We start from the raw sequence: 20,293 nt of genomic DNA on the forward strand, positions 1-20,293 counted from the left end.
CAGCCCGGCGGTTTCGCGGGCATGGCGGACGAATTTTGGCGCAACCGCTACAGCATCCAGGGATAGAAAATGATTCTTGTCGAAAATGCTCTTGGAAACCTGAACGATCCGGTCTGGCAGGAGAAGGCCAAAGACCTGCAGGTGGATTATCTGGCGCTTGAACAGTGGGAAGCCCCCAAAAGCCGTCTGCGCAAGATGAGCGAAGGCGGTGTCGAGATCGCGATTTCGCTGCCGCGTTCGCAGCACCTGCACAATGGCGACATCCTCCACCATGACGAGGCGAAGAACCTCATCGTCGTGGCCCGCATCGCGCTCAAGGAAGTGATGGTGATCGAGCTTGAGAGCCTTGAGAGCCGCACGCCGCAGGAAATCCTGAACATCTGCTTCCAGCTTGGCCATGCGCTCGGCAACCAGCACTGGCCTGCCGTGATCAAGGGAAGTACGGTCTATGTGCCGCTTTCCGTCGACCAGAAGGTCATGGCTTCGGTGATGAAGACCCACGCCATCGAAGGTGTGAAGAGCCATTTTGCGCCGGGCGAGGAAATCGCCGCCAAACTGGACGCAAGCGAAGTGCGCATGCTGTTTGCCGGCGCCGACGCAACGCCGCACCATCACCACCACCACGTGCACGAACACTGAAGGCCGATGGCGGATCGAAAGAAGGGGGCGAAACGCCCGAAGAATGACATGCTGCTTCTGTCGCGGCTGCTGCAATTCTCCGACTCGACGCTTCCAGTTGGTTCGTTTGCGTTTTCGAATGGCCTGGAATCGGCGCTGCAGACCGAGGTTGTCACCGATGCTGACAGCCTCCAGCGCTTCGTCGAGGTCGTTCTGCGGCAGGCGGCCCACATGGACGGGATCGCCCTGCTGCACGCGCACCGGGCCATCACCGCGGGCGACTATGACGGCGTTCTGGCGGCAGACCAGGCATTGTGGAACCGGCGTGTCGGCGAAGAGCAGCAGCTCATGCTCGCCCGCATGGGCCGCAAGCTTGCCGAACTGTCGCTGAAGATCAGTGCGTTTCCGCATCTCGAGCGCTGGCTGGCCGGGATCAAGGCAGGCGAAACGCCCGGCTGTTTCCCGATCGGTCAGGCCATGGCTTTTGCGCAGCTCGGCGCGGACGAGAAGCAGGCTTTCGTCGTCCATCAATATGGCGTCGCCGCGATGATCATGAGCGCGGCAGTGCGCCTCATGCGGATCGACCACCTCGATACCCAGCGCATTCTCTTTGCGGCGCAGGAAAGCGTCGAGGACGAATATGCGAGCGTCTGCGGCCTGGAGCTGGAAGAGATGTCCAGTTTCGCGCCCGTCTTCGACGTTCTGGTGGCGCATCACACGACAACACATGTCCGGCTGTTCATGAACTGAGCGGCTGGCTGAAGCAGGATTGGCAAAATGAAGAAAATCACACGCATTGGCATTGGCGGTCCGGTTGGCTCCGGCAAGACGGCCGTGATCGAGACCATCACGCCGCGTTTGCTTGATCTCGGAGTGAAGCCGCTGATCATCACCAACGACGTCGTGACGACCGAAGATGCGAAGCAGGTTCGCCGCACGCTCAAGGGCATCCTCGTCGAGGAAAAGATCGTCGGTGTTGAAACCGGCGCGTGCCCGCACACCGCGGTGCGCGAAGACCCCTCGATGAACATCGCCGCCGTCGAGGAGATGGAAGAGAAGTATCCCGACAGCGACGTGATCCTGATCGAGTCGGGCGGTGACAACCTGACGCTGACCTTCAGCCCGGCGCTTGCCGACTTCTACATCTACGTCATCGACGTGGCCGCAGGCGACAAGATCCCGCGCAAGAATGGCGCCGGTGTCTGCCAGTCCGACATTCTGGTCATCAACAAGACGGACCTCGCACCCCATGTGGGCGCGGACCTTGGCGTGATGGACCGCGATTCCAAGCTCATGCGCGGCAAGAAGCCGTTTGTCTTCACCAACTGCAAGACCGGTGAAGGCGTCGACGAGCTGATGCAGCTCATCATGGATATGGCGCTGTTCGACGTGAAGCCGGCAGCCAAGGCTGAAGACACGGTAGCGTAACGCCATGGCATTGCACGAACGCCTGCGAAGGCTCGACGATTATCGGGAGCTCAGTGGCTTCAAGACCGAACCTGCGCAGATGCGTGCTGCCGGCCCGGGAAAGATCGGGGAGCTGCGTCTGGGGTTCACCAGGCGCGGCGACCGGTCGGTCCTCTCGGACCTCTACCGCGTGGCCCCGCTGCTCGTGCAGCAGGCGCTCTACTGGGATGAGGCCATGCCGGAATTGCCGATATGCGCGATCATCTCGGTCGGCGGCGGCATCCTGCAGGGCGACCGCTACACGATCGACATTTCGGTCGGTGAGGGGGCCTGCGCGCAGGTCACCTCGCAGGGCGCGAACCGCATTCACCAGATGGACGCCAACTATGCTTCGCAGCATCAGGAGGTTGTCGTCGGCGCGGACGCGTATCTGGAATATCTGCCGGACGTCACCATTCCCTACCGGGATTCCCGCTTCATCAACGACACGGACCTGATCGTCGATGAGAGCGCCACGGTGATCTATGGCGAGATGATGATGACCGGCCGCAAGCATCACCATGCAAGCGAGCGTTTCGGCCTCGATCTCCTCTCCATGTCGGTCAATGTGCGCCGCCCGGACGGGCGCAAGCTCTTCACCGAGAAGGTGTTGATCGAAAAGGGCAACAACACCGGCGACTTCGCCGCCGTGATGCGCGGCTTCGACGCGTTTGCAAACATCATGTGCCTGACGCCGCCCGAAACGGCCGAGCGCATCAAGGCGCGCATGGACACGAACTGGCCGGATGAGAATCCGCGCGCAATCTCCGGCGTTTCCGCGCTGCCCAACGGGGCGGGGCTGATGCTGCGCGCCGTCGGCATCGAAAGCTACGATGTGCGCCGCGAGGTCAGGCGTTTCTGGAAAGTCGTACGGGAAGAGGCTCGCGGGCGCACACTGCCCGAAGAGTTCCTTTGGCGCTAATCAATCCGTGAGGGGGCTGCTGTGAACGAAAATCGGCAAGGCTTTTTATTTCAGTGCCTGCGTGGTGCAGGGCAGGTGTTCTTCATGGAGAACGCGCTGACGGGTCTGTTGTTTCTGGTGGCGATTGCCTATGCGAGCTTCGCGGGCGGAGACTGGGCGACGACCATCGGCGCGGTTGTCGGTCTGGTGGTGGCAACACTCACGGCAAGGCTGCTTGAGTGCGACGAAGCCTCCATCACGTCCGGCCTGTTTGGCTTTAACGGCATCCTCATCGGCATCGCCATGCCGACCTTCATCACCGCATCGCCGGAACTCTGGTTCTATGTGATTGTCGGGGCGGCCATGAGCACGGTCGTGACCGCCGCCATGGGCGCGACCATCACCAAGAGCTGGGGCATTCCCGGATCGACGGGGCCGTTTGTCCTGACGGGCTGGCTGCTCATGGCGGGCGCCTATGCGTTCGGTGCGCTCGACATTGCCAGCGAACAGCCAAAACTGGTCTCCGACTATGTGCAGGGCGCGGAGATGATCCCGTCTTCGGTCGAGCTCGTTCAGATCTTCTTCCGGAACATCGGTCAGGTCTTCCTGCTTGGCAACGAGATCAGCGGCGTCATTATCCTCGTCGGTATTCTCATCGCCTCGCGGCCTGCGGGCATCGCGGCAGTGCTTGGCTCTCTGATTGCCATGATCGCCGCCATTGTCCTGCGGGCAGACCCGTCATCGGTCAGCCAGGGGCTCTTTGGTTTCAGTGCGGTGCTCACCGCCATGGCGATCGGCGTGGTGTTCCTCAAGACATCGCCGAAGGTCATTGCCTATGCGCTTCTGGCGACGATTGTGACGGTCTTCCTGCAGGGGGCCTATGATGTGCTCATGTCGCCGCTCGGGCTGCCGTCTTTCACGGCCCCTTATGTTCTGACGCTCTATCTCTTCATCGTGCCAAAGAAGCTTCTGGCCCCGCATCCGCACAAGCGTGTGCGCGAGCATCTGGTCGGCAAGGCGGCGGACGCACCGGCGAAGTAGAGAAAACCTGTCTGGCGCACCGCGCCAGCAACGAAGCATCAGGCGCGATGGCCTGACGGTTGATGGCCTGACGGTTGATGGATTGTCAGGCCATCGTCCTGTTTCAAAACTGCAAGTCCTTTTGCCTGCCATGGCTTGTTTCCGTCGGCGGGCCACAGGGGGAAATCGTGGATATCACCGTCATCATCTTCCTGCTGGTCTATCTGGCGCTCATGCTCGGCTATCTTCCGGGCTTTCGCGTCGATCGCACAGGTGCGGCGGTGATTGGCGCGCTCGCCATGATCGGTTTCGGACGGATTTCGCCGGAGGCCGCGTGGGCGGCCATCGACTACCAGACGCTGGGGCTTCTGTTCGGTCTGATGATCGTGTCGGGGGCCTATACGGTTTCGGGTTTCTACCCCTGGGTGGCGGCAAAGGTCGCTTCGATGCAGGTGTCGCCGCCAGCTCTGCTGGCCATTCTGATCGTCACGGGCGGCGCGCTTTCCTCGGTTCTCACCAAGGATGTGGTCGTGGTGGCCATGACGCCGCTTCTGGTCGCGATCACGCTGTCGCGCGGGCTCAATCCGATCCCGTTTCTTCTGGGCTTCTGCTTTGCCGTCAACACCGGGTCCGTCGCCACGATCCTCGGCAGCCCGCAGAACATGATCGCGGCTCAGACGCTGAACCTTTCCTTCACGGGCTTCATGAAGATCGCGCTCGTGCCTGCGCTCATCTCCCTGCCGGTTGTGTGGGCGACCGTCTCGTGGCTTTACCGCAATCGCTGGACGCTGGACACGGTGTCCGCCGGCCCCGCTACCCCTACCGCAGCCCCCGTCGAGAACCCGCCGCTCGACCGCCTCGAAACGCTGAAGGCAGCGGTGATCACCGTCGCCATCATCGCGGCTTTCGTCTTCACCGACTGGCCGCGCGAAATGGTGGCGATGTCGGCGGCAGCGGTCATGCTCGTCAATCGTCGTGTGGCGTCGAAGGATGTTCTGGGAACCGTGGACGGCAATCTGATGCTGCTTCTGACGGGGCTGTTCGTCGTGAACGCCGCGTTGACGGCGACAGGTCTGCCGGAAAAGGTCATTCACGAATTGCAGGCAGCCGGCATCGACTTTTCCGATCCGGCGACCCTCTTTCTGGTCATAACGGGCCTGAGCAATGTGGTCGGCAACAATCCGGCCGTCATGCTTCTGGTGCCGTTCATTCCGCATTCGGGAGAATCGGATGCCCTCGGCGCGGCGCTGGCGCTTGGCACCGGCTTTTCGAGCAACCTGATCGTGTTTGGAAGCCTCGCCGGTATTATCGTCGTGGAGCGCGCAGCCGCTGCTGGCATCAAGATCAGCATGCGGGAATTCTGCCGGGCGGGCATTCCGGTCTCGATCCTGTGTATCGCCCTTGCACTCATCTGGATCGCAATCCTGACATGAGTGGAACGACACAGCATCTCCAACCGTCGATGAACAACGCCGCCAAAAGTCACATGAGTCAAAGTCGCAGCCATGGATAACCCAATCGCAACACTGGACCGGCCGGGACACCGGGGCGCGCAGATGCGCTACATCGCTCTGGCAAGCCTGACAGGCATCCTGACGGGCGCGGTCGGCTCCGTGTTCCACCTGATGATCGACAGGCTGCAGACCTGGCCTCATCTGCTTTCGGCATATGTGGACGGCGCGTCGCTCGTGGTCGCGGCTGCGCTCATCACCATGTGCATCACGCTGCTGGCGGTTTATGTCGTGCGCCGCTATGCGCCCGAGGCGGGCGGCAGTGGCGTGCAGGAAATCGAGGGGGCGATGCAGGGCCTGCGGGTCGTGCGCTGGCGTCGGGTTCTGCCGGTCAAGTTCTTCGCCGGCATTGCTGCGGTCGGCTCTGGACTGGTGCTGGGCCGCGAGGGGCCGACGATCCATATCGGCGCATCGTTCTCGGCGGCCATAACGGATTTCTTCAAGGTCAGCGAGATCGAGCGGCGGGGCATGCTGGGCGCAGGTGCCGCGGCAGGTCTTGCATGCGCGTTCGACGCGCCTCTCGCGGCTGTTCTCTTCATCGTGGAAGAGACGCGCCGGCAGTTTCCCTACACGTTCCGCACCTATATGGGCGTGATCGTCGCGGCCTTCCTGGCCACCGTCATGACGCAGATCATCGGCGGCACCGCGCCGGACCTGTCCATGCTGGTCGACAGCCCGGCGGTCTGGATGCTGCCTGCCTTCGTTTTGCTCGGCTGTCTGCTTGGCGTTCTCGGCGTCACGCTCAATGCAGGCCTGTTATGGACCAGCGCGTTTGCAGCGCGCGTCAATGCCCGCGCATCCTATCTCTTTCCTGCCGTGGTTGGGCTGGCCATTGGCGCGCTGTTCATCGTGATGCCGATGGCCGTGACCGGCGGCGACAGTGTCATCAAGTCGCTGGCGGCAGACGGTGCAGGTCTGAAAATCCTGCTGATGCTGGCGGTGCTGCGTTTCGTGACCATGGTCACCAGCTATTCGGCGGGAACGCCGGGCGGCATCTTCGCTCCCATGCTGGCGCTTTCCATGTGTGTCGGTCTCGCCTTTGGTGAGGTCATGACATTCGCCGTGCCGCATGACGCGATGGTTCCGCTGGCCTTCGGCATCGCCGCCATGGGCGGGCTGTTCTCCGCCTCCGTGCGGGCGCCTGTCGTCGGCGTGGCGCTGACGCTGGAGCTGACCGGCTCTTACACGATGGTGATGCCGCTGATCGCCACCTGCGTGACGGCCAATATGGTGGCGCAGTGGATTGGCGGGCGGCCGATCTATGATCTGCTTCTTGAAAAGACACTCATGCAGGCCGGCATCGACCCGAGAAAGAAGGGGGAAGACAGCACCGGTCTGGCGTAATGGTTAATTGATTTTCGGAGAAATGAACCCGCATCGGAAATTCCGGAAAAGTCAGAAAAATTCCCAATTTCGCTGTCGATTTTCTGATTTTTACGCGCGTTTTGAGCCGTTTTTCTGAATTCTCGGAATGGATGAAAATCTGAACAAAACGCGCCGTGAAACGAATTCAGAAAGTATGATGTTTTTCTATTGACGTCATACTTTCTGTTGGTAGCTTGCAGGCCGGCATGAAATTGATTTGAGGGGCATTTGTAGATGAATCGCAGTTTCGCGGGCTGGGCCGGTCTTTTATTCTTTTCAACAAGCTCCCTGATTGCCGGCGCTCCGGCATTCGCCAAGAATGATCTTGTTCTGGCAATCGGCGGCGAGCCGGACACGGGCTACGACCCGCTTCTTGGCTGGGGCCGTTATGGCCATCCGCTGTTCCAGTCGACCCTCTTGCGCCGCGATGCGGATCTGAACACGGTCCCTGATCTGGCGACCGAATGGAAACTGTCCGACGACCGGCTGGTCTGGACCGTGACCCTGCGTCCGGGCGTGGTCTTTTCCGACGGCACGCCGCTCACGGCGGAAGACGTCGCGTTCACGTTCAATGAGGCTGCTTCGGCTGGCGGCGCACTTGACCTGACGGTGATGGAAAAGGCCGAGGCGGTTGACGATCTGACCGTCAGGATCGAACTGAAGCGCCCCTGGGTGACGTTCTCGGAAAACTTCTATTCGCTGGGCATCGTCCCGTCAGACAGTTACGGGCAGGGCTATGCCCGCAACCCGATCGGGTCCGGTCCCTACAGGCTGGTTTCGTGGACCGAGGGCGAACAGCTCATCGTTGAAGCCAATCCCGATTATTACGGCCCGAAATCACCGTTCGAGCGGCTTACATTCGTCTTCACCGGAGAGGATGCCGGGCTTGCCGCAGCGCGCGCCGGTCAGGTGGACATGGTGTCTGTTCCCGCCCTGATGGCCGATGACATGATCGACGGCTTCAAGCGCCTCCAGGTGATGTCCGTTGACAATCGCGGACTGACTTTCCCGATGCAGGAGCCGGGCGAGGTAAATGCACAGGGAGAGGCCGTGGGCAATGCGGTGACCTCCGATCTCGCCATTCGCCGGGCAATCAATCTCGGTGTGGATCGTGAGCAGCTTGTCGAGGTGGTGCTGAATGGTTTCGGCAGGCCCGCAGCCGGACCGGCCGATGGCATGCCGTGGTCAAATGCCGATGCCGCCGTGACATACGCTCCCGACGAAGCGCGGGCGATGCTGGACGCAGCCGGCTGGCTGGTGGGCGATGACGGCTTTCGCGCGAAGGATGGCGTGAAGGCGGGTTTCAAGATCTATTACCCGGCGTCCGATGCGGTGCGTCAGGCGCTGACCGTTGTGGTGGCCGAGCAGCTCAAGGCGCTCGGAATCAACGCGCAGCCCACCGGCGCGTCCTGGGAGCAGATCGAGCGTTTCGCCCATCAGGAACCGGTGATGCTGGGATGGGGCAGCCACAGCCCGCTGGAAGTCTACAGCCTCTACAATTCCGACTGGGGTGGTGTGGGTTTCTACAATCCGGGCTATTTTTCCGACACGGTCGTGGACGCGCATCTGGCCGCCGCCCAGCAGGCGGCGACGCTGGAGGCCTCCTATCCCCACTGGCAGGCGGCGGAGTGGGATGGCGAGACCGGGTTTTCGGCGCGCGGCCTTGCCGGCTGGGCGTGGCTCGTCAATCTGGACCACATCTATTTCACGAATGAGTGCCTCGATATCGGCAAGACGCAGATTGAGCCACACGGGCATGGCTGGCCGATCACATCCATGATCGATCAGTGGGCCTGGACGTGTGACTAGGCCGTTAGCGCAATCTCTCGCTGTCGGGCTGGCCTACAGGCTGGGGCGGCTTGCCGTCGTCCTGCTGCTGGTCGCGGCAGTGGCGTTTTCGCTGGCGAAAATCTCTCCCATCGACCCGGTCAACGCCTATCTCGGCGATGACATTGCGCGGGTCGGGCCGGAGCAGAAGGCGCTGATTGCGGAGCGGTGGGGCCTGAACGAGGCCCCGCTGACGCAGTTCGTCCGATGGGCGCAGAACATCCTCCAGGGCGATCTCGGCTATTCGATGATCTACAACGCCCCGGTTTCGGAGGTGATCGCCAGCCGCTTCTGGACCTCGCTTCCGCTCGTCGGGCTGGCGTGGCTTCTGTCCGGCATTCTGGGTTTTGCGCTGGGTGTCGTGGCCGGCGCGAATTCCGGGTCGTGGATCGACCGGGTGATCCGTGTCTATGCCTATGTTCTTTCCTGCGCGCCGACCTTCTGGATCGCGATCCTTCTGCTGCTCGCCTTTGCTGTCTTTCTTGGATGGGCGCCGGTGTGTTGCGCGGGGCCAATCGGTGTCGTGCCGGAGGACGTCACCTTCTCAGACCGGCTGCGCCACCTCGCCCTGCCGCTGGCGGCGCTGACCGTTTTCGGCGTTTCGCAGGTGGCGCTGCACACGCGCGCCAAGATGATCGAGATCCTCAACCTCGATGCCGCGCTCTATGCCCGCGCACAGGGCGCGACGAAGCTGGACATCGTTCTGAGGCACGGGCTGCGCAATGCCGCGCTTCCCGCCGTGACCATTCTGTTTGCCTCTCTGGGAGAGTTGTTTGGCGGCTCCATTCTGGCGGAGCAGGTCTTCTCCTATCCGGGGCTCGGGCAGGCGACGGTTGCCGCCGGCATCAAGGGAGACGTGCCGCTGCTTCTGGCGATCACGCTTTGCCTGACGCTGTTCGTCTCCGTGGGCAACATGATTGCGGACATGCTGTACCGCCTCGTCGACCCGCGCATTCGCGATGGCGACCTTTTGACGGGAGGCGATCATGGCTGAGCTCGGTGAGCGGCAGAGCCTTGAACCGCTGATTCTTCCGCGCATGGACAACCGTGTTCGCTCATTCGCCGCCGCTGCGGTGTGCCTGTTTTTGATCCTGTTGATCCCGGTGGCAGCGCTCATGGCTGGAAGTGCGGGCGTCGCGCCGGACTTTACGGCACGCCTTGTCCCGCCGGACTGGACCCACTGGTTCGGTACGGACCAGATGGGGCGCGACATGTTTGCGCGCACCGCCAAGGCGCTGACGACCAGCCTCTGGGTCGGCCTGTTCGCATCGGCCTGCTCCGTTCTCATCGCGGTTGTGATGGTTCTGGTTTCAGCCGCGTCCGGCCGCTGGATGGATGCGCTGGTGTCGCTTGCAATCGACGCCACGATCGGCCTTCCGCATCTGGTGCTGCTGATCCTGATCTGCTTTGCGCTGGGCGGCGGACCTTTCGCGGTGACGCTCGCCCTGGCGCTGACGCACTGGCCGCGTCTGGCGCGCATCCTGCGTGCGGAGGTCGTGCAGATAAAGCAGGCGGATTACATCATTTCGGCCCGCCATTTCGGAAAGTCGTGGGCGGCCATCGCAGTGGGCCATGTTCTGCCGCAGCTGGTGCCGCAGATGCTGGTGGGGTTCGTCCTGATGGTTCCCCATGCGATCCTGCATGAGGCAAGCCTGACCTTTCTCGGCTTCGGCCTTGAGCCGACCTCGCCGGCCATCGGCGTGATGCTGGCCGATTCCATGCGCTATCTGACTGCCGGAAAATGGTGGCTTGGCCTGTTTCCGGGGTTGTGCCTGCTTCTGTTCGTTCTGTGCTTCGATACGGTGGGCAACGGGTTGCGGCTGATCTTCGACCCGAGGACGGCGCAGACATGACGCTTCTTTCCTTCAGCGGCTTCGGCCTGTCGTTTCGGCGCTATCATGGGCTTCTCGCCTCCTGCGAGACGCCGGTTCTCAACGACATTGCCTTCACCATCGGGCGCGGGGAGGTGGTGGCGCTTGTCGGTGCGTCCGGCAGCGGCAAAAGCCTGATCGCACATGCGGCCTTCGGCATTCTTCCGCCCAATGCCCGCATGCATGGGAGCATTTGTCTGGACGGCCAGCCGGTGGACGAGCGCACTCTCCCCGCATTGCGTGGCCGGCGCATGGCGCTCGTGCCGCAGTCCATCAGCCATCTGGAGCCGCTGGCGCGATGCGCGAAGCAGTTGCGCTGGGCGGCGCGGCGGGCGGGGCGGCCCACCGACAGGGAGACGCTTGCGCGCCATCTACAGGCTTTCGGGCTGGATGGAGATGCGGCAAAAGCCTTCCCTCACCAGCTTTCCGGCGGCATGGCGCGCCGCATGATGATGGCCATCGCGACGGTTGGTGACGCGGATCTGCTCATCGCCGATGAGCCGACCAGCGGGCTGGATGACGAGAACGCCGAAATCGTGCTGTCGAAACTGCGGGGGCTGGCGGATCAGGAGAAGGGCGTGCTTCTGATAACGCATTCGCTGGCTGCCGCGTTGCCCTATGCCGACCGGGTGTGCCTCATCCGCAATGGAAGGATGGACGGCGAGGAAGCGGCCTGCGCGTTTGATGGCGCGGGAGAGGGCTTGCGCAGCGCATACGCCCGCGCCCTGTGGCAGGCCCTGCCGCAGAACGGCTTTCAGGTGGCGCAACATGCTTGAAGCAAGGGATGTCTGTTTCTCCTACGGCGCGGCAGGGTGCGTGCTCGATCATGTGAGCCTTGCGGTTCGCCCCGGCGAGGTGGTCGGCCTCACGGGCAGGTCCGGGGTCGGCAAATCGACACTGGGGCGCATTCTTTCAGGTCACTACCGGCCGTTGTCCGGGCGGGTCATCATCGACGGTGAGCCGCATGCGCGCGGGTTCAATCCGGTTCAGTATCTTTCTCAGTCGCCGGCCTTCTCGGTTGATCCGCGCTGGACTGTCGGCAGGGTCATCAGCGAGGCCTGGCGTCCTGACGAAGCCATGCTGCGCGCCTTCGGCGTCTCAGAGGCGTGGTATGACCGCTATCCGCATGAAATCTCCGGCGGGGAGCTGCAGCGGGTCGCCGTGCTGCGCGCGCTTGCGCCTGGCACGCGCTATCTCGTTGCCGATGAGATATCCGCACCGCTCGATCCCCTCACGCAGGCGCAGATCTGGATGGCCCTGCTAGCGCATGCGCAGAAAAACGGGCTTGGGATGCTTGTTATCAGCCATGACAGGCCCTTGCTTCGCCGCATCGCAGGCCGCATTCTCGACCTGTGATTTTCTTCCGCCCGTCAGCCTTTTCCGGCATGGCGGCCTTACCGTGAATGAGGGCGAGCAATGCGACGCATAACCGTTACGCTGGATGACGACCTGATGGATGAGCTCGATCAGGTCGTGCGTGAGCGCGGTTATCAGAATCGCTCGGAGGCGATTCGCGACCTGACGCGGCAGGGCATGCAGCAGACCCTTTTGAAAACGGGGTCGCAGAAAAGTTGTATCGGCGTTCTGAGCTATGTCTATGACCATGAGGCGCGGGATCTGGCGAAGCGGCTGACCAATGCGTTTCATCATGCCCACGAACTCTCGGTCGCGAGCATGCATGTGCATCTCGACCATGACCGATGCCTTGAAATCAGCATCCTCAAGGGGCTGCCGGACGATGTTAAGCGGCTTGCAGAGCATGTGATCGCCGAACGGCATGTCATGCATGGAAAGCTCAGCCTCATTCCGAATTCATCAGAAGACTGAGGTGTTTCAGAGCTGACGGACGGCTTCTTTGCGAGAAGTGTGCGTTGCTTTGCGATGATTGGAGACGCTGAAGGGGAGTGGTGCCCAGACGCGGATTCGAACCACGGACACGCGGATTTTCAATCCGCTGCTCTACCAACTGAGCTATCTGGGCAAACCCTGCTTCACGGTGCCGGTGCAGAGATTTCTACAAGGCGAGGCGGTGTTGGTTTCCGCCGGAAGCGCGTGGTTTATAGCACGAGATTTTTTGCTGGCAAGCGCCCTTCTGTCGATTTGCGAAGAGTTTTTTCACAAGCGGTAAAAAGGCTCAGGTTCTCCACGAAAGCAGACGCTTCTCCAGCTTGCCGATCAGCCACGCAATGATGAGGCCGATGAGCGACAGGAGCGCCACGCCCGCAATGAGCTGATCCAGCGCGAAAAGCGCGCCGGCCATGAGGATATAGGCCCCGACGCCGAATTCCGCGCCGATCATCTCGGCGGCGACCAGAAGCACGATGGCGATGGAGGCGGAGATGCGGAAGCCGGACAGGATGGCCGGCATTGCGCCTGGTAGGATGATCTTGCGCACGATGGATAGCCACGACATGCCGAAGGACTGGCCCATGCGAATCAGATTGCGGTCCACATTGTCGACGCCGCCATAGGTGGCGATCACGGTCGGGAAGAAGGTGCCGAACAGGATCGTGGCCACCTTGGAGCCTTCGCCGATGCCGAACCAGATGATGAAGAGCGGCAGGAGCGCGATTTTCGGCACCGGGAACAGGGCCGAGACGAGCGGCAGAAGCCCGGCGCGGGCAAGCGAGAACAGGCCGATGAACAGGCCGACGGCGATGCCCAGCAGACTGCCCAGCGTCCAGCCGACGACAAGACGGTAGAGGCTCGCGCCGAGATGCTTCCAGAGCATGCCGGTCTGGAAAAGATCGACAAGCGCGCCAAACGCCTCTGACGGGGCTGGCAGCGCAATGGGGCTGATGAAGCCCGAACGCGAGCCCAGCTCCCAGACCGCCAGAATGGCGAGGAAAACAAGCGGGGCGACGGGACCGAGCGAACGGTGAACGAAGCCGCCGCCACGGAAGGGAACCGGGCGCTGGCCGCTCTCATTGGCTGTTGCTGCATTGGCGGCGGGTTGTTCGTGCGTGGCGTCATGCGACATCGGAAATCTCCCTGTCGGCTTCGCGGGCTTCCTCGCGCATGATTTCCCAGACGCGGCGCTGCAGGGTTTCCAGCTCGGCCAGCCGGTCGGCGCGTTCGGCAAGGGGCATGTCGATCTCGACCACGTCGCGGATGCGGCCGGGGCGGCGGGAAAGCACGATGATGCGGCGGCCAAGGCGCACGGCCTCGTTGAGATTGTGCGTCACGTAGCAGGCGGAAAACCGCTCGCGGGTCCACAGCGCAACCAGATCGTCCATCAGAAGTTCGCGGGTCTGGCTGTCGAGTGCGGAGAGCGGTTCGTCCATCAGCATGATGGCCGGCTTGACGGCGAGCGCGCGGGCAATGGCCACGCGCTGCTTCATGCCGCCGGAGAGCTGGCGCGGGAGCGCCTTGGCGAAATCGGAAAGATTGGTGCGGGCAAGCACATCGGCGATGATCGCCCTGCGCTCGGCTGCCGCGATGCCGTGATCTTCCAGAACCAGGCTCACATTGCCTTCCACGCTGCGCCAGGGGAGCAGGGCGAAATCCTGAAAGATGTAGGTGAGGGGGTTGAGCGAGCCATCCGGCTCAGGTCCGGCAAGAAGCGCCTGCCCCTGATCGGGCTTTTCCAGTCCGCCGGCAATGCGCAAAAGCGTGGACTTGCCGCAGCCCGAGGGGCCGACAATGCAGACGATTTCGCCGTCATCCACCGTAAGCGAGATGTCATCGAGGACGGTCGTGCCGCCATAGTGGTGGGTGATGTTCTGAAGAAGAAGCTGCATCGGTCCAAAAACGCCGCCCCGGCAGGCCGGGGCGGCTTCGCTGTTAGCGGGTTTCCACGAAGCTGGTGTCGACCAGCTTTTCCATCGTCACGCCATCGGGCACGAGGCCTTCCGACTTGAACCACTCAAGCTGGTCCTCGACGCTTGCCACGCTCAGCGCCGCACCTTCGTTGATGCGCATGGCGCCGGCGCGGATGCGCGGATCGGCTTTGTCGAGCGGCTGGTCGGAATAGACGTATTTGTGGATCATCCCGACGATTGCCGCGGTGTCTTCCTCGCTCATGGTCTTGTCGACCAGGGCGGCGTTGTAGTCGCTGATGCCCTCGGAGAGGCCGGCCAGGAAGCGCTCGACGAGATCCTTCTTTTCGGTCGCATTTTTGGTGGAGGTGAAGACCGTGGTGACCTGGTAATCGTCGACATAGTCGGAAATCTTGCCGATCTCGACGACTTCAGGCCCCTTGGTGAGCGCGCCTGCAATGTTCGGCACGATGGACCAGGCATCGATCTGGCCGCTCTTGAGCGACGCGATGATGGCCGGCACCTTCTGCAGCGGCTTCACGTGGATTTCGGAACGGTCAAAGCCTTCCTTGTCGGCGATCTTGTGCGCCATGTAGTGGAAGGAGGAGCCGGTGGTGGTGATGCCGAAGCTGTGGTCCTTGAGGTCGGCAGGCGTTTTAACGCCGGCGTCGAACGCAGCCTTGGAGGCGAGGATCTTCTGGCCGTCGATCTCGGGCGTTTCCTGCAGCGCGCCGCCGATGACCTTGATCACGCCCTTGTCTGCAAGGCTGATGAGACCGCCGGAAATCGCCGTCATGCCGAAATCGACATCGCCCGAGGCAATGGCGACGGCCATGGGCTGCGCAGCCTGGAAGGACACGAACTCGACATCGATATCCTGAGCGTCGAAATAGCCCTTGGCTTCGGCGATGATGCTCGGCGAATGCGAGGTGAGCGACAGAATGCCGACGTTGATCTTGTCGGCGGCGGCGGAGGGCAGCGCGAAGCCGGCGAGAGCGGTGGTGAGGGCGAGCGCACCGAGCGTGCGGCGGGTAATGGCGGTCATGGGGTTCCTCCTTGGCTGTTTGACCAATGCTATTTGCATACGCAGGAAGCGGGAGCAAGGGATTGGGATGCCGGGCGCATGGCGCGCTTCATGCGCGTTTGCGCTGCACGCCCTCTGGTTGGCATGCAACGCGCCGACCCTCTCCCTCGTCATCCTATGGCTTGACCATAGGCTCCATGCCGTTGCGGTGGCGACGGCACCGGCGTGGGAAGCGATGGGCTTGCTTTGAGGGGCTGGGCTTTGTGTTCGGCGTTCCGGCATGGATCCTCGGGTCAGGCCCGAGGATGACGAAGGAGCGGGGTGGGGGTGGGTTCTCTTCCTTCTGAGTTTGTCGAAGGGAGGGCGGGAGATATGAAGGAGCGTGAATTGGGAAGCGCGCGTCTTCTCCCTGCCTGGTTTGCCGCAGGGGGTGGAGAAGAATGGGAGGGGGCGTGAATGAGAACGCGCCGACCCTCTCTCGTCATCCTATGGCTTGACCATAGGATCCATGCCGTTGCGGTGGCGACGGCACCGGCGTGGGAAGCGATGGGCTTGCTTTGAGGGGCTGGGCTTTGTGTTCGGCGTTCCGGCATGGATCCTCGGGTCGGGCCCGAGGATGACGAAGGAACGGGGTGGGGGTGGGTTCTCTTCCTTCTGAGTTTGTTGAAGGGAGGGCGGGGGAGATGAAGGAGCGTGAATTGGGAAGCGCGCGTCTTCTCCCTGTCTGGTTTGCCGCATGGGGTGGAGAAGAATGGGAGGGGGCGTGAATGAGAACGCGCCGACCCTCTCCCTCGTCATCCTATGGCTTGACCATAGGATGACGAGGGAGAGGGTGGGAAAGGAGGCTCCTCCGCCTGCCGAAGGAGCGGAGAGCCCAAGAGAGAGGTGCGGTCTTCAGGCTGTGTCTACAGACGCGCAGCCATCTCGGTGCGGATGCGCTTTGCGGCTTCTTCTTTCACCGGGCCGTAGCCGCGTATCTGCATGGGCAGCGCCAGGGTCTCGGCAAGCGTTGCGGCATTGCCGGCGTCGAGATGCGCAAGCGCTTTTTCGACATGCGCCTCGTACCAGCCGATCAGCTCGCGCTCCATGCGTCGCTCGGCGGTGCGGCCAAACGGGTCGAAGGCAGTGCCGCGCAGGCGCTTCATGCGGGCGAGCATGCGGAACGGCAGGCGCACCCAGGGGCCGAATTCGCGCTTGAGCGGACGTCCGCGCGCATCCGTGCCGGAAGCAAGGAAGGGCGGGGCGAGGTGATGGACGATGCGATAGTCGCCCTCGAACTCTTCTGCGATGCGGGCGGAAAAGCCCGTTTGCGTGTGCAGGCGGGCGACCTCGTATTCATCCTTGTAGGCCATCAACTTGAACAGGGAGCGGGCAACGGCCCGGCTGACGGCGTCGCTGCCGAACGGCGCTTCGGCGGCGCGAACGCGATCCACCAGATGGCGGTAGCGCGCGGCATAGGCCGCGTTCTGATAGTCGGTCAGGAAGGTCTCGCGGCGGGTGACGATCTCGTCGAGCGTTCCGTCGGCCTGCGGCTTCGGGTCGAGCAGGCCCTTCACCGCGTCGGGCTTTTCTGCCGCCAGACGGCCGATGAGGAAGGCGCGGTGGTTCTTCTCAATGGCGACGCCGTTCAGCACGATGGCCTGGGTAAGCGCGTTGAGCGAGACGGGCACGAGGCCCTTCTGCCAGGCGAAACCGAGCATCATCACATTGGCGAACACCGTGTCGCCCATGAGCTTTTCAGAGAGGCGGTTGGCGTCCATGGCGGCAAGCGCATCCTTGCCCGTCACGCCTTCGATGGCTGCAAGCCGCTGGTCCACGTGAAGGCTCGCATCGCGTTTGCGCACGATATCGCCGGTGGGCATCTCGGCAAGGTTCACCACGGCGCGCATGCCGGGGCGGTAGCTGGCCGACGCCTTGGGTGAGGACGACACGACGATGTCGCAGCCGATCAGCGCATCCGCTGCACCACGGTCGATGCGCACCTGATGGATGGCGTCGGGTGCAGACGCCAGCCGGACATAGGAAAGCACCGGCCCGAACTTTTGGGCAAAGCCCGTGAAGTCGAGCACGCTGGAGCCCTTGCCCTCCAGATGCGCGGCCATGGTGATGAGCGCGCCAACGGTGACGACGCCGGTGCCGCCGACGCCGGTGATCATCAGGTCGAAGGGCCTGTCGAGCGCTGCAGGCTCCGGATCGGGGAGATCGCCGGCAAGCCGCGTCAGATCGAACTCCATGCCGGAGCGTTTTTTGCGGGTTGCGCCCTCGACGGTGACGAAGCTCGGGCAGAAGCCGTTCACGCAGGAGAAGTCCTTGTTGCAGGACGACTGGTTGATCTTGCGCTTGGTGCCGAACTCGGTTTCGAGCGGTTCGACGGAGAGGCAGTTGGATTCCACCGAGCAGTCGCCGCAGCCCTCGCAGACGAGGTCGTTGATGACGACGAATTTCTTCGGGTCTTCCATCTGGCCGCGCTTGCGGCGGCGGCGCTTCTCGGTGGCGCAGGTCTGTTCGTAGATGAGAATGGACACGCCCTTCACCTCGCGCAGCTCGCGCTGGACGGCGTCGAGTTCGCGGCGGTGATGGATGGTGGTGGCGGCCGGCAGTTCGCCAGGCTGGAACTTCTCCGGGTGATCGGAGACGAGCGCAATGCGCTCCACACCCTCGGCGCGCGAGGCGTGGGCAATCGCCTGAACGCTGACGGGGCCGTCCACCGGCTGACCGCCGGTCATGGCGACGGCGTCGTTGTAGAGGATCTTGAAGGTGATGTTGGCCTTTGCGGCAATCGCCTGCCGCACGGCCATGGAGCCGGAGTGATACCAGGTGCCTTCGCCGAGATTCTGGAAGACGTGGTTCTTGCCGGTAAAGAGCGAGGAGGCTGCCCAGTTCACGCCCTCGCCGCCCATCTGGATCAGCGAGGTGGTGTTGCGGTCCATCCAGCTCGCCATGAAATGGCAGCCGATGCCGGCCAGCGCTTCGGACCCCTCGGGCACTTTGGTCGAGGTGTTGTGCGGGCAGCCGGAGCAGAAATACGGAGTGCGGGTCGCGCCTTCCACCTGCAGGGTGATGGCCGGTGCGGCGAGGATCTTTTCAGCGCGGGCGATGAAGCCGCTGCCGGGGAAGATGCCTTCGAGCCGCCGGGCGACGACGGGCAGAAGCAGGCGTGGCGAAAGCTCGCCGGTCCACGGCACGAGGCGTTCGCCATCCTCGTCGCGCTTGCCCACCATGGCGTGCGGCTTGTGGCCTGGCCAGTCGTAGAAATATTCCTTGAACTGGCTTTCGACGATGCCGCGCTTTTCCTCGATGACGAGGACTTCCTGCTTGTCTTTCACGAAGTCGAGTGCTGCGCGGCGGGCGAGCGGCCACACCATGCCGACCTTGTAGATGTCGATGCCGAGCTTCCGGCACTCGGCCTCGCCGATGCCCAGAAGGCGCAGCGCCTCCATCAGGTCGAGATGGGCCTTGCCGGTGGTGACGATGCCGAAACGGGCATCCTTCACGTCATAGATGTGGCGGTCGATGGGATTGGCTTCGGCAAACGCCAGAACGGCGTGCTTCTTCGCCTCCATGCGCTCCTCGATCTGCGGGCCGGGAAGATCCGGCCAGCGATAGTGGAGCCCGCCGGGAGGCGGTGTGAAATCGGGTGTCTCGAACGCGCGGGGGGCGGGAATGTCGACGGAGGCTGCCGATTCCACCGTTTCCGAAATGGCCTTGAAGCCGACCCACATGCCCGAGAAGCGCGACAGGGCGTAGCCATATTCGGCGAAGGCCAGATATTCCGACACGCTGGCCGGATTGAGCGTGGGCATGAACCACGACATGAAGGCGACGTCCGACTGGTGCGGCATGGAGGAGGAGACGCAGCCATGATCGTCGCCGGCAACCACCAGCACGCCGCCATGGGGCGAAGAGCCATAGGCGTTGCCATGCTTCAGCGCATCGCCCGAGCGGTCGACGCCGGGGCCTTTGCCATACCAGAGGCCGAAAACGCCCTCGACCTCGCGCTTCGGATTGGTCTCCACCTGCTGGCTGCCGAGCACAGCGGTGGCGGCGAGATCCTCGTTGACGGCGGGGAGGAATTCGATGCGGGCGGCGTCGAGCCGGTCCTTCGCCTTCCATAACTCAAGGTCGAGCGCGCCCAGCGGCGATCCGCGATAGCCGGAGATGAAACCTGCCGTGTTGAGGCCGTTCGCGCGGTCGCGGCGCGCCTGATCGAGCACGGCGCGCACGAGCGCCTGCGTGCCGGTCATGAAGACGCGGCCCTTTTCCTGGGTGTAGCGGTCCTCGAGCTGATAGCGCGCGAGTTCGCCGGCCTTGGGTTGGACGGTCATGCAATTCCTCCAGTGCAGACTGGAAGAATTCTAAACCGGCAGAGGTGGAATTTTGTGCCAGATTTGGCGGTTGGAATTTGGTTTCTGGAAGAATTGTCCGATATATACGGATGTATCGGAGAATTTTTCAGGATTTGGACCTATGCCCGAAAAGCTGAGTGAACAGGACAAGAGGCTTCTGGACGCACTTCAGGCCAATTGCCGGCTCTCGAACCAGGAGCTGGCGGAGCGGGCCGGCATGTCGGCTTCAGCCTGCTGGCGGCGGGTGAAGGCGCTGGAGGAGGCGGGGCTGATCACGCAATATGCGGCTCTGCTGGACGTGGAGAAGGCGGGGCTCGGTTTTCAGGCCATCGTGCATGTGTCGCTGACGCGGCATGACCACCGGCATGTGGACACGTTCATCGCCGAGACGCGGCGGCGGCCCGAAGTGCTCGACTGCTACTCCACGACGGGAGAGGCGGATTACCATCTGCGCGTCGTGTGCCGCGACCTGGCGGCCTATAACCGGTTTCTGGAGGATTTCCTGTTCCGCCTGCCTGGCATCGCCAATGTGCGCACCAACCTCGTTCTGAAAGATATCAAGAAAAACAGTCCGGTTCCGGTGCAGGTGAAGAGCGGTTGACATAC

General features: G+C 62.7%; 18 protein-coding genes and 1 tRNA gene. 14 read left to right on the forward strand and 5 right to left on the reverse strand.

From position 1 onward, the window contains the following. Nucleotides 1-69 precede the first annotated feature (69 nt). From ureE to nikR, 13 genes are all read left to right on the forward strand, one after another. Nucleotides 70-639: an urease accessory protein UreE gene (gene ureE / locus ACRTG1_RS06190; RefSeq protein ID WP_113154173.1), complete on the forward strand. Its 570-nt coding sequence runs from the start codon at nt 70-72 to the stop codon at nt 637-639. Nucleotides 640-645: 6 nt separating this feature from the next. Then, nucleotides 646-1,368, forward strand: a complete 723-nt coding sequence (locus ACRTG1_RS06195; RefSeq protein ID WP_222473797.1) for an urease accessory protein UreF — start codon at nt 646-648, stop codon at nt 1,366-1,368. A gap of 27 nt (nt 1,369-1,395) precedes the next feature. Continuing rightward, a complete protein-coding gene (gene ureG / locus ACRTG1_RS06200) occupies nt 1,396-2,046 on the forward strand; it encodes an urease accessory protein UreG (protein ID WP_113154174.1) in 651 nt (216 codons plus the stop codon). 4 nt (nt 2,047-2,050) lie between these two features. After that, the gene (locus ACRTG1_RS06205; protein ID WP_113154175.1) at nt 2,051-2,986 is read left to right on the forward strand and encodes an urease accessory protein UreD; all 936 of its coding nucleotides are present in this window, start codon (nt 2,051-2,053) and stop codon (nt 2,984-2,986) included. 21 nt (nt 2,987-3,007) lie between these two features. Further along, entirely contained in the window at nt 3,008-4,006 is a 999-nt protein-coding gene (yut, locus tag ACRTG1_RS06210; RefSeq protein ID WP_224873273.1) for an urea transporter, read from the forward strand. Between the two features lie 167 nt (nt 4,007-4,173). Then, nucleotides 4,174-5,418 (forward strand): SLC13 family permease, encoded by a 1,245-nt coding sequence (locus ACRTG1_RS06215; protein WP_283800161.1) that lies wholly within the window; start codon nt 4,174-4,176, stop codon nt 5,416-5,418. A gap of 72 nt (nt 5,419-5,490) precedes the next feature. After that, nucleotides 5,491-6,840 carry a H(+)/Cl(-) exchange transporter ClcA gene (gene clcA, locus ACRTG1_RS06220; protein WP_299938681.1) on the forward strand — a complete coding sequence of 450 codons (1,350 nt, stop codon included), beginning with the start codon at nt 5,491-5,493 and terminating at the stop codon, nt 6,838-6,840. A gap of 255 nt (nt 6,841-7,095) precedes the next feature. Continuing rightward, nucleotides 7,096-8,670 (forward strand): ABC transporter substrate-binding protein, encoded by a 1,575-nt coding sequence (locus ACRTG1_RS06225; RefSeq protein WP_432515920.1) that lies wholly within the window; start codon nt 7,096-7,098, stop codon nt 8,668-8,670. Then, nucleotides 8,663-9,682, forward strand: a complete 1,020-nt coding sequence (locus ACRTG1_RS06230; protein ID WP_222473798.1) for an ABC transporter permease — start codon at nt 8,663-8,665, stop codon at nt 9,680-9,682. The genes ACRTG1_RS06225 and ACRTG1_RS06230 overlap by 8 nt, the downstream gene beginning before the upstream one ends. Further along, nucleotides 9,675-10,541: an ABC transporter permease gene (locus ACRTG1_RS06235; RefSeq protein WP_432515921.1), complete on the forward strand. Its 867-nt coding sequence runs from the start codon at nt 9,675-9,677 to the stop codon at nt 10,539-10,541. Before ACRTG1_RS06230 ends, ACRTG1_RS06235 begins: the two co-directional genes overlap by 8 nt. Next, nucleotides 10,538-11,335, forward strand: coding sequence for an ATP-binding cassette domain-containing protein (locus ACRTG1_RS06240; protein WP_432515922.1), 798 nt, complete (start codon nt 10,538-10,540; stop codon nt 11,333-11,335). The genes ACRTG1_RS06235 and ACRTG1_RS06240 overlap by 4 nt, the downstream gene beginning before the upstream one ends. Then, entirely contained in the window at nt 11,328-11,915 is a 588-nt protein-coding gene (locus ACRTG1_RS06245; protein WP_432515923.1) for an ABC transporter ATP-binding protein, read from the forward strand. Before ACRTG1_RS06240 ends, ACRTG1_RS06245 begins: the two co-directional genes overlap by 8 nt. Nucleotides 11,916-11,975: 60 nt before the next feature. Next, on the forward strand, nt 11,976-12,386 hold the full coding sequence (gene nikR, locus ACRTG1_RS06250) for a nickel-responsive transcriptional regulator NikR (protein WP_113154182.1): 411 nt from the start codon (nt 11,976-11,978) through the stop codon (nt 12,384-12,386). A 78-nt stretch (nt 12,387-12,464) separates the two neighbouring features. Here nikR and ACRTG1_RS06255 read toward each other — a convergent pair. The 5 genes from ACRTG1_RS06255 to ACRTG1_RS06275 all read right to left on the reverse strand — a co-directional run bounded on the left by ACRTG1_RS06255 (nt 12,465) and on the right by ACRTG1_RS06275 (nt 19,666). Continuing rightward, a tRNA-Phe gene (locus ACRTG1_RS06255) sits at nt 12,465-12,540 on the reverse strand. Between the two features lie 153 nt (nt 12,541-12,693). Beyond that, complete coding sequence (locus ACRTG1_RS06260) at nt 12,694-13,539, reverse strand: ABC transporter permease (protein ID WP_206554754.1); 846 nt, start codon at nt 13,537-13,539, stop codon at nt 12,694-12,696. After that, nucleotides 13,529-14,299 (reverse strand): ABC transporter ATP-binding protein, encoded by a 771-nt coding sequence (locus ACRTG1_RS06265; RefSeq protein ID WP_206554755.1) that lies wholly within the window; start codon nt 14,297-14,299, stop codon nt 13,529-13,531. The genes ACRTG1_RS06260 and ACRTG1_RS06265 overlap by 11 nt, the downstream gene beginning before the upstream one ends. 43 nt (nt 14,300-14,342) lie before the next feature. Then, entirely contained in the window at nt 14,343-15,362 is a 1,020-nt protein-coding gene (locus ACRTG1_RS06270; protein WP_113154203.1) for an ABC transporter substrate-binding protein, read from the reverse strand. Nucleotides 15,363-16,246: 884 nt separating this feature from the next. After that, entirely contained in the window at nt 16,247-19,666 is a 3,420-nt protein-coding gene (locus tag ACRTG1_RS06275; RefSeq protein ID WP_432515924.1) for an indolepyruvate ferredoxin oxidoreductase family protein, read from the reverse strand. 142 nt (nt 19,667-19,808) lie between these two features. On the opposite strand from ACRTG1_RS06275, the gene ACRTG1_RS06280 reads away from it, so the two are divergent. Then, the gene (locus ACRTG1_RS06280; RefSeq protein ID WP_113154206.1) at nt 19,809-20,288 is read left to right on the forward strand and encodes an Lrp/AsnC family transcriptional regulator; all 480 of its coding nucleotides are present in this window, start codon (nt 19,809-19,811) and stop codon (nt 20,286-20,288) included. The last annotated feature ends 5 nt before the right edge of the window (nt 20,289-20,293 follow it).

Origin of the sequence: Nitratireductor sp. PBL-C9, assembly GCF_050877045.1 — a bacterium.
Lineage (GTDB): Bacteria > Pseudomonadota > Alphaproteobacteria > Rhizobiales > Rhizobiaceae > Nitratireductor > Nitratireductor aquimarinus.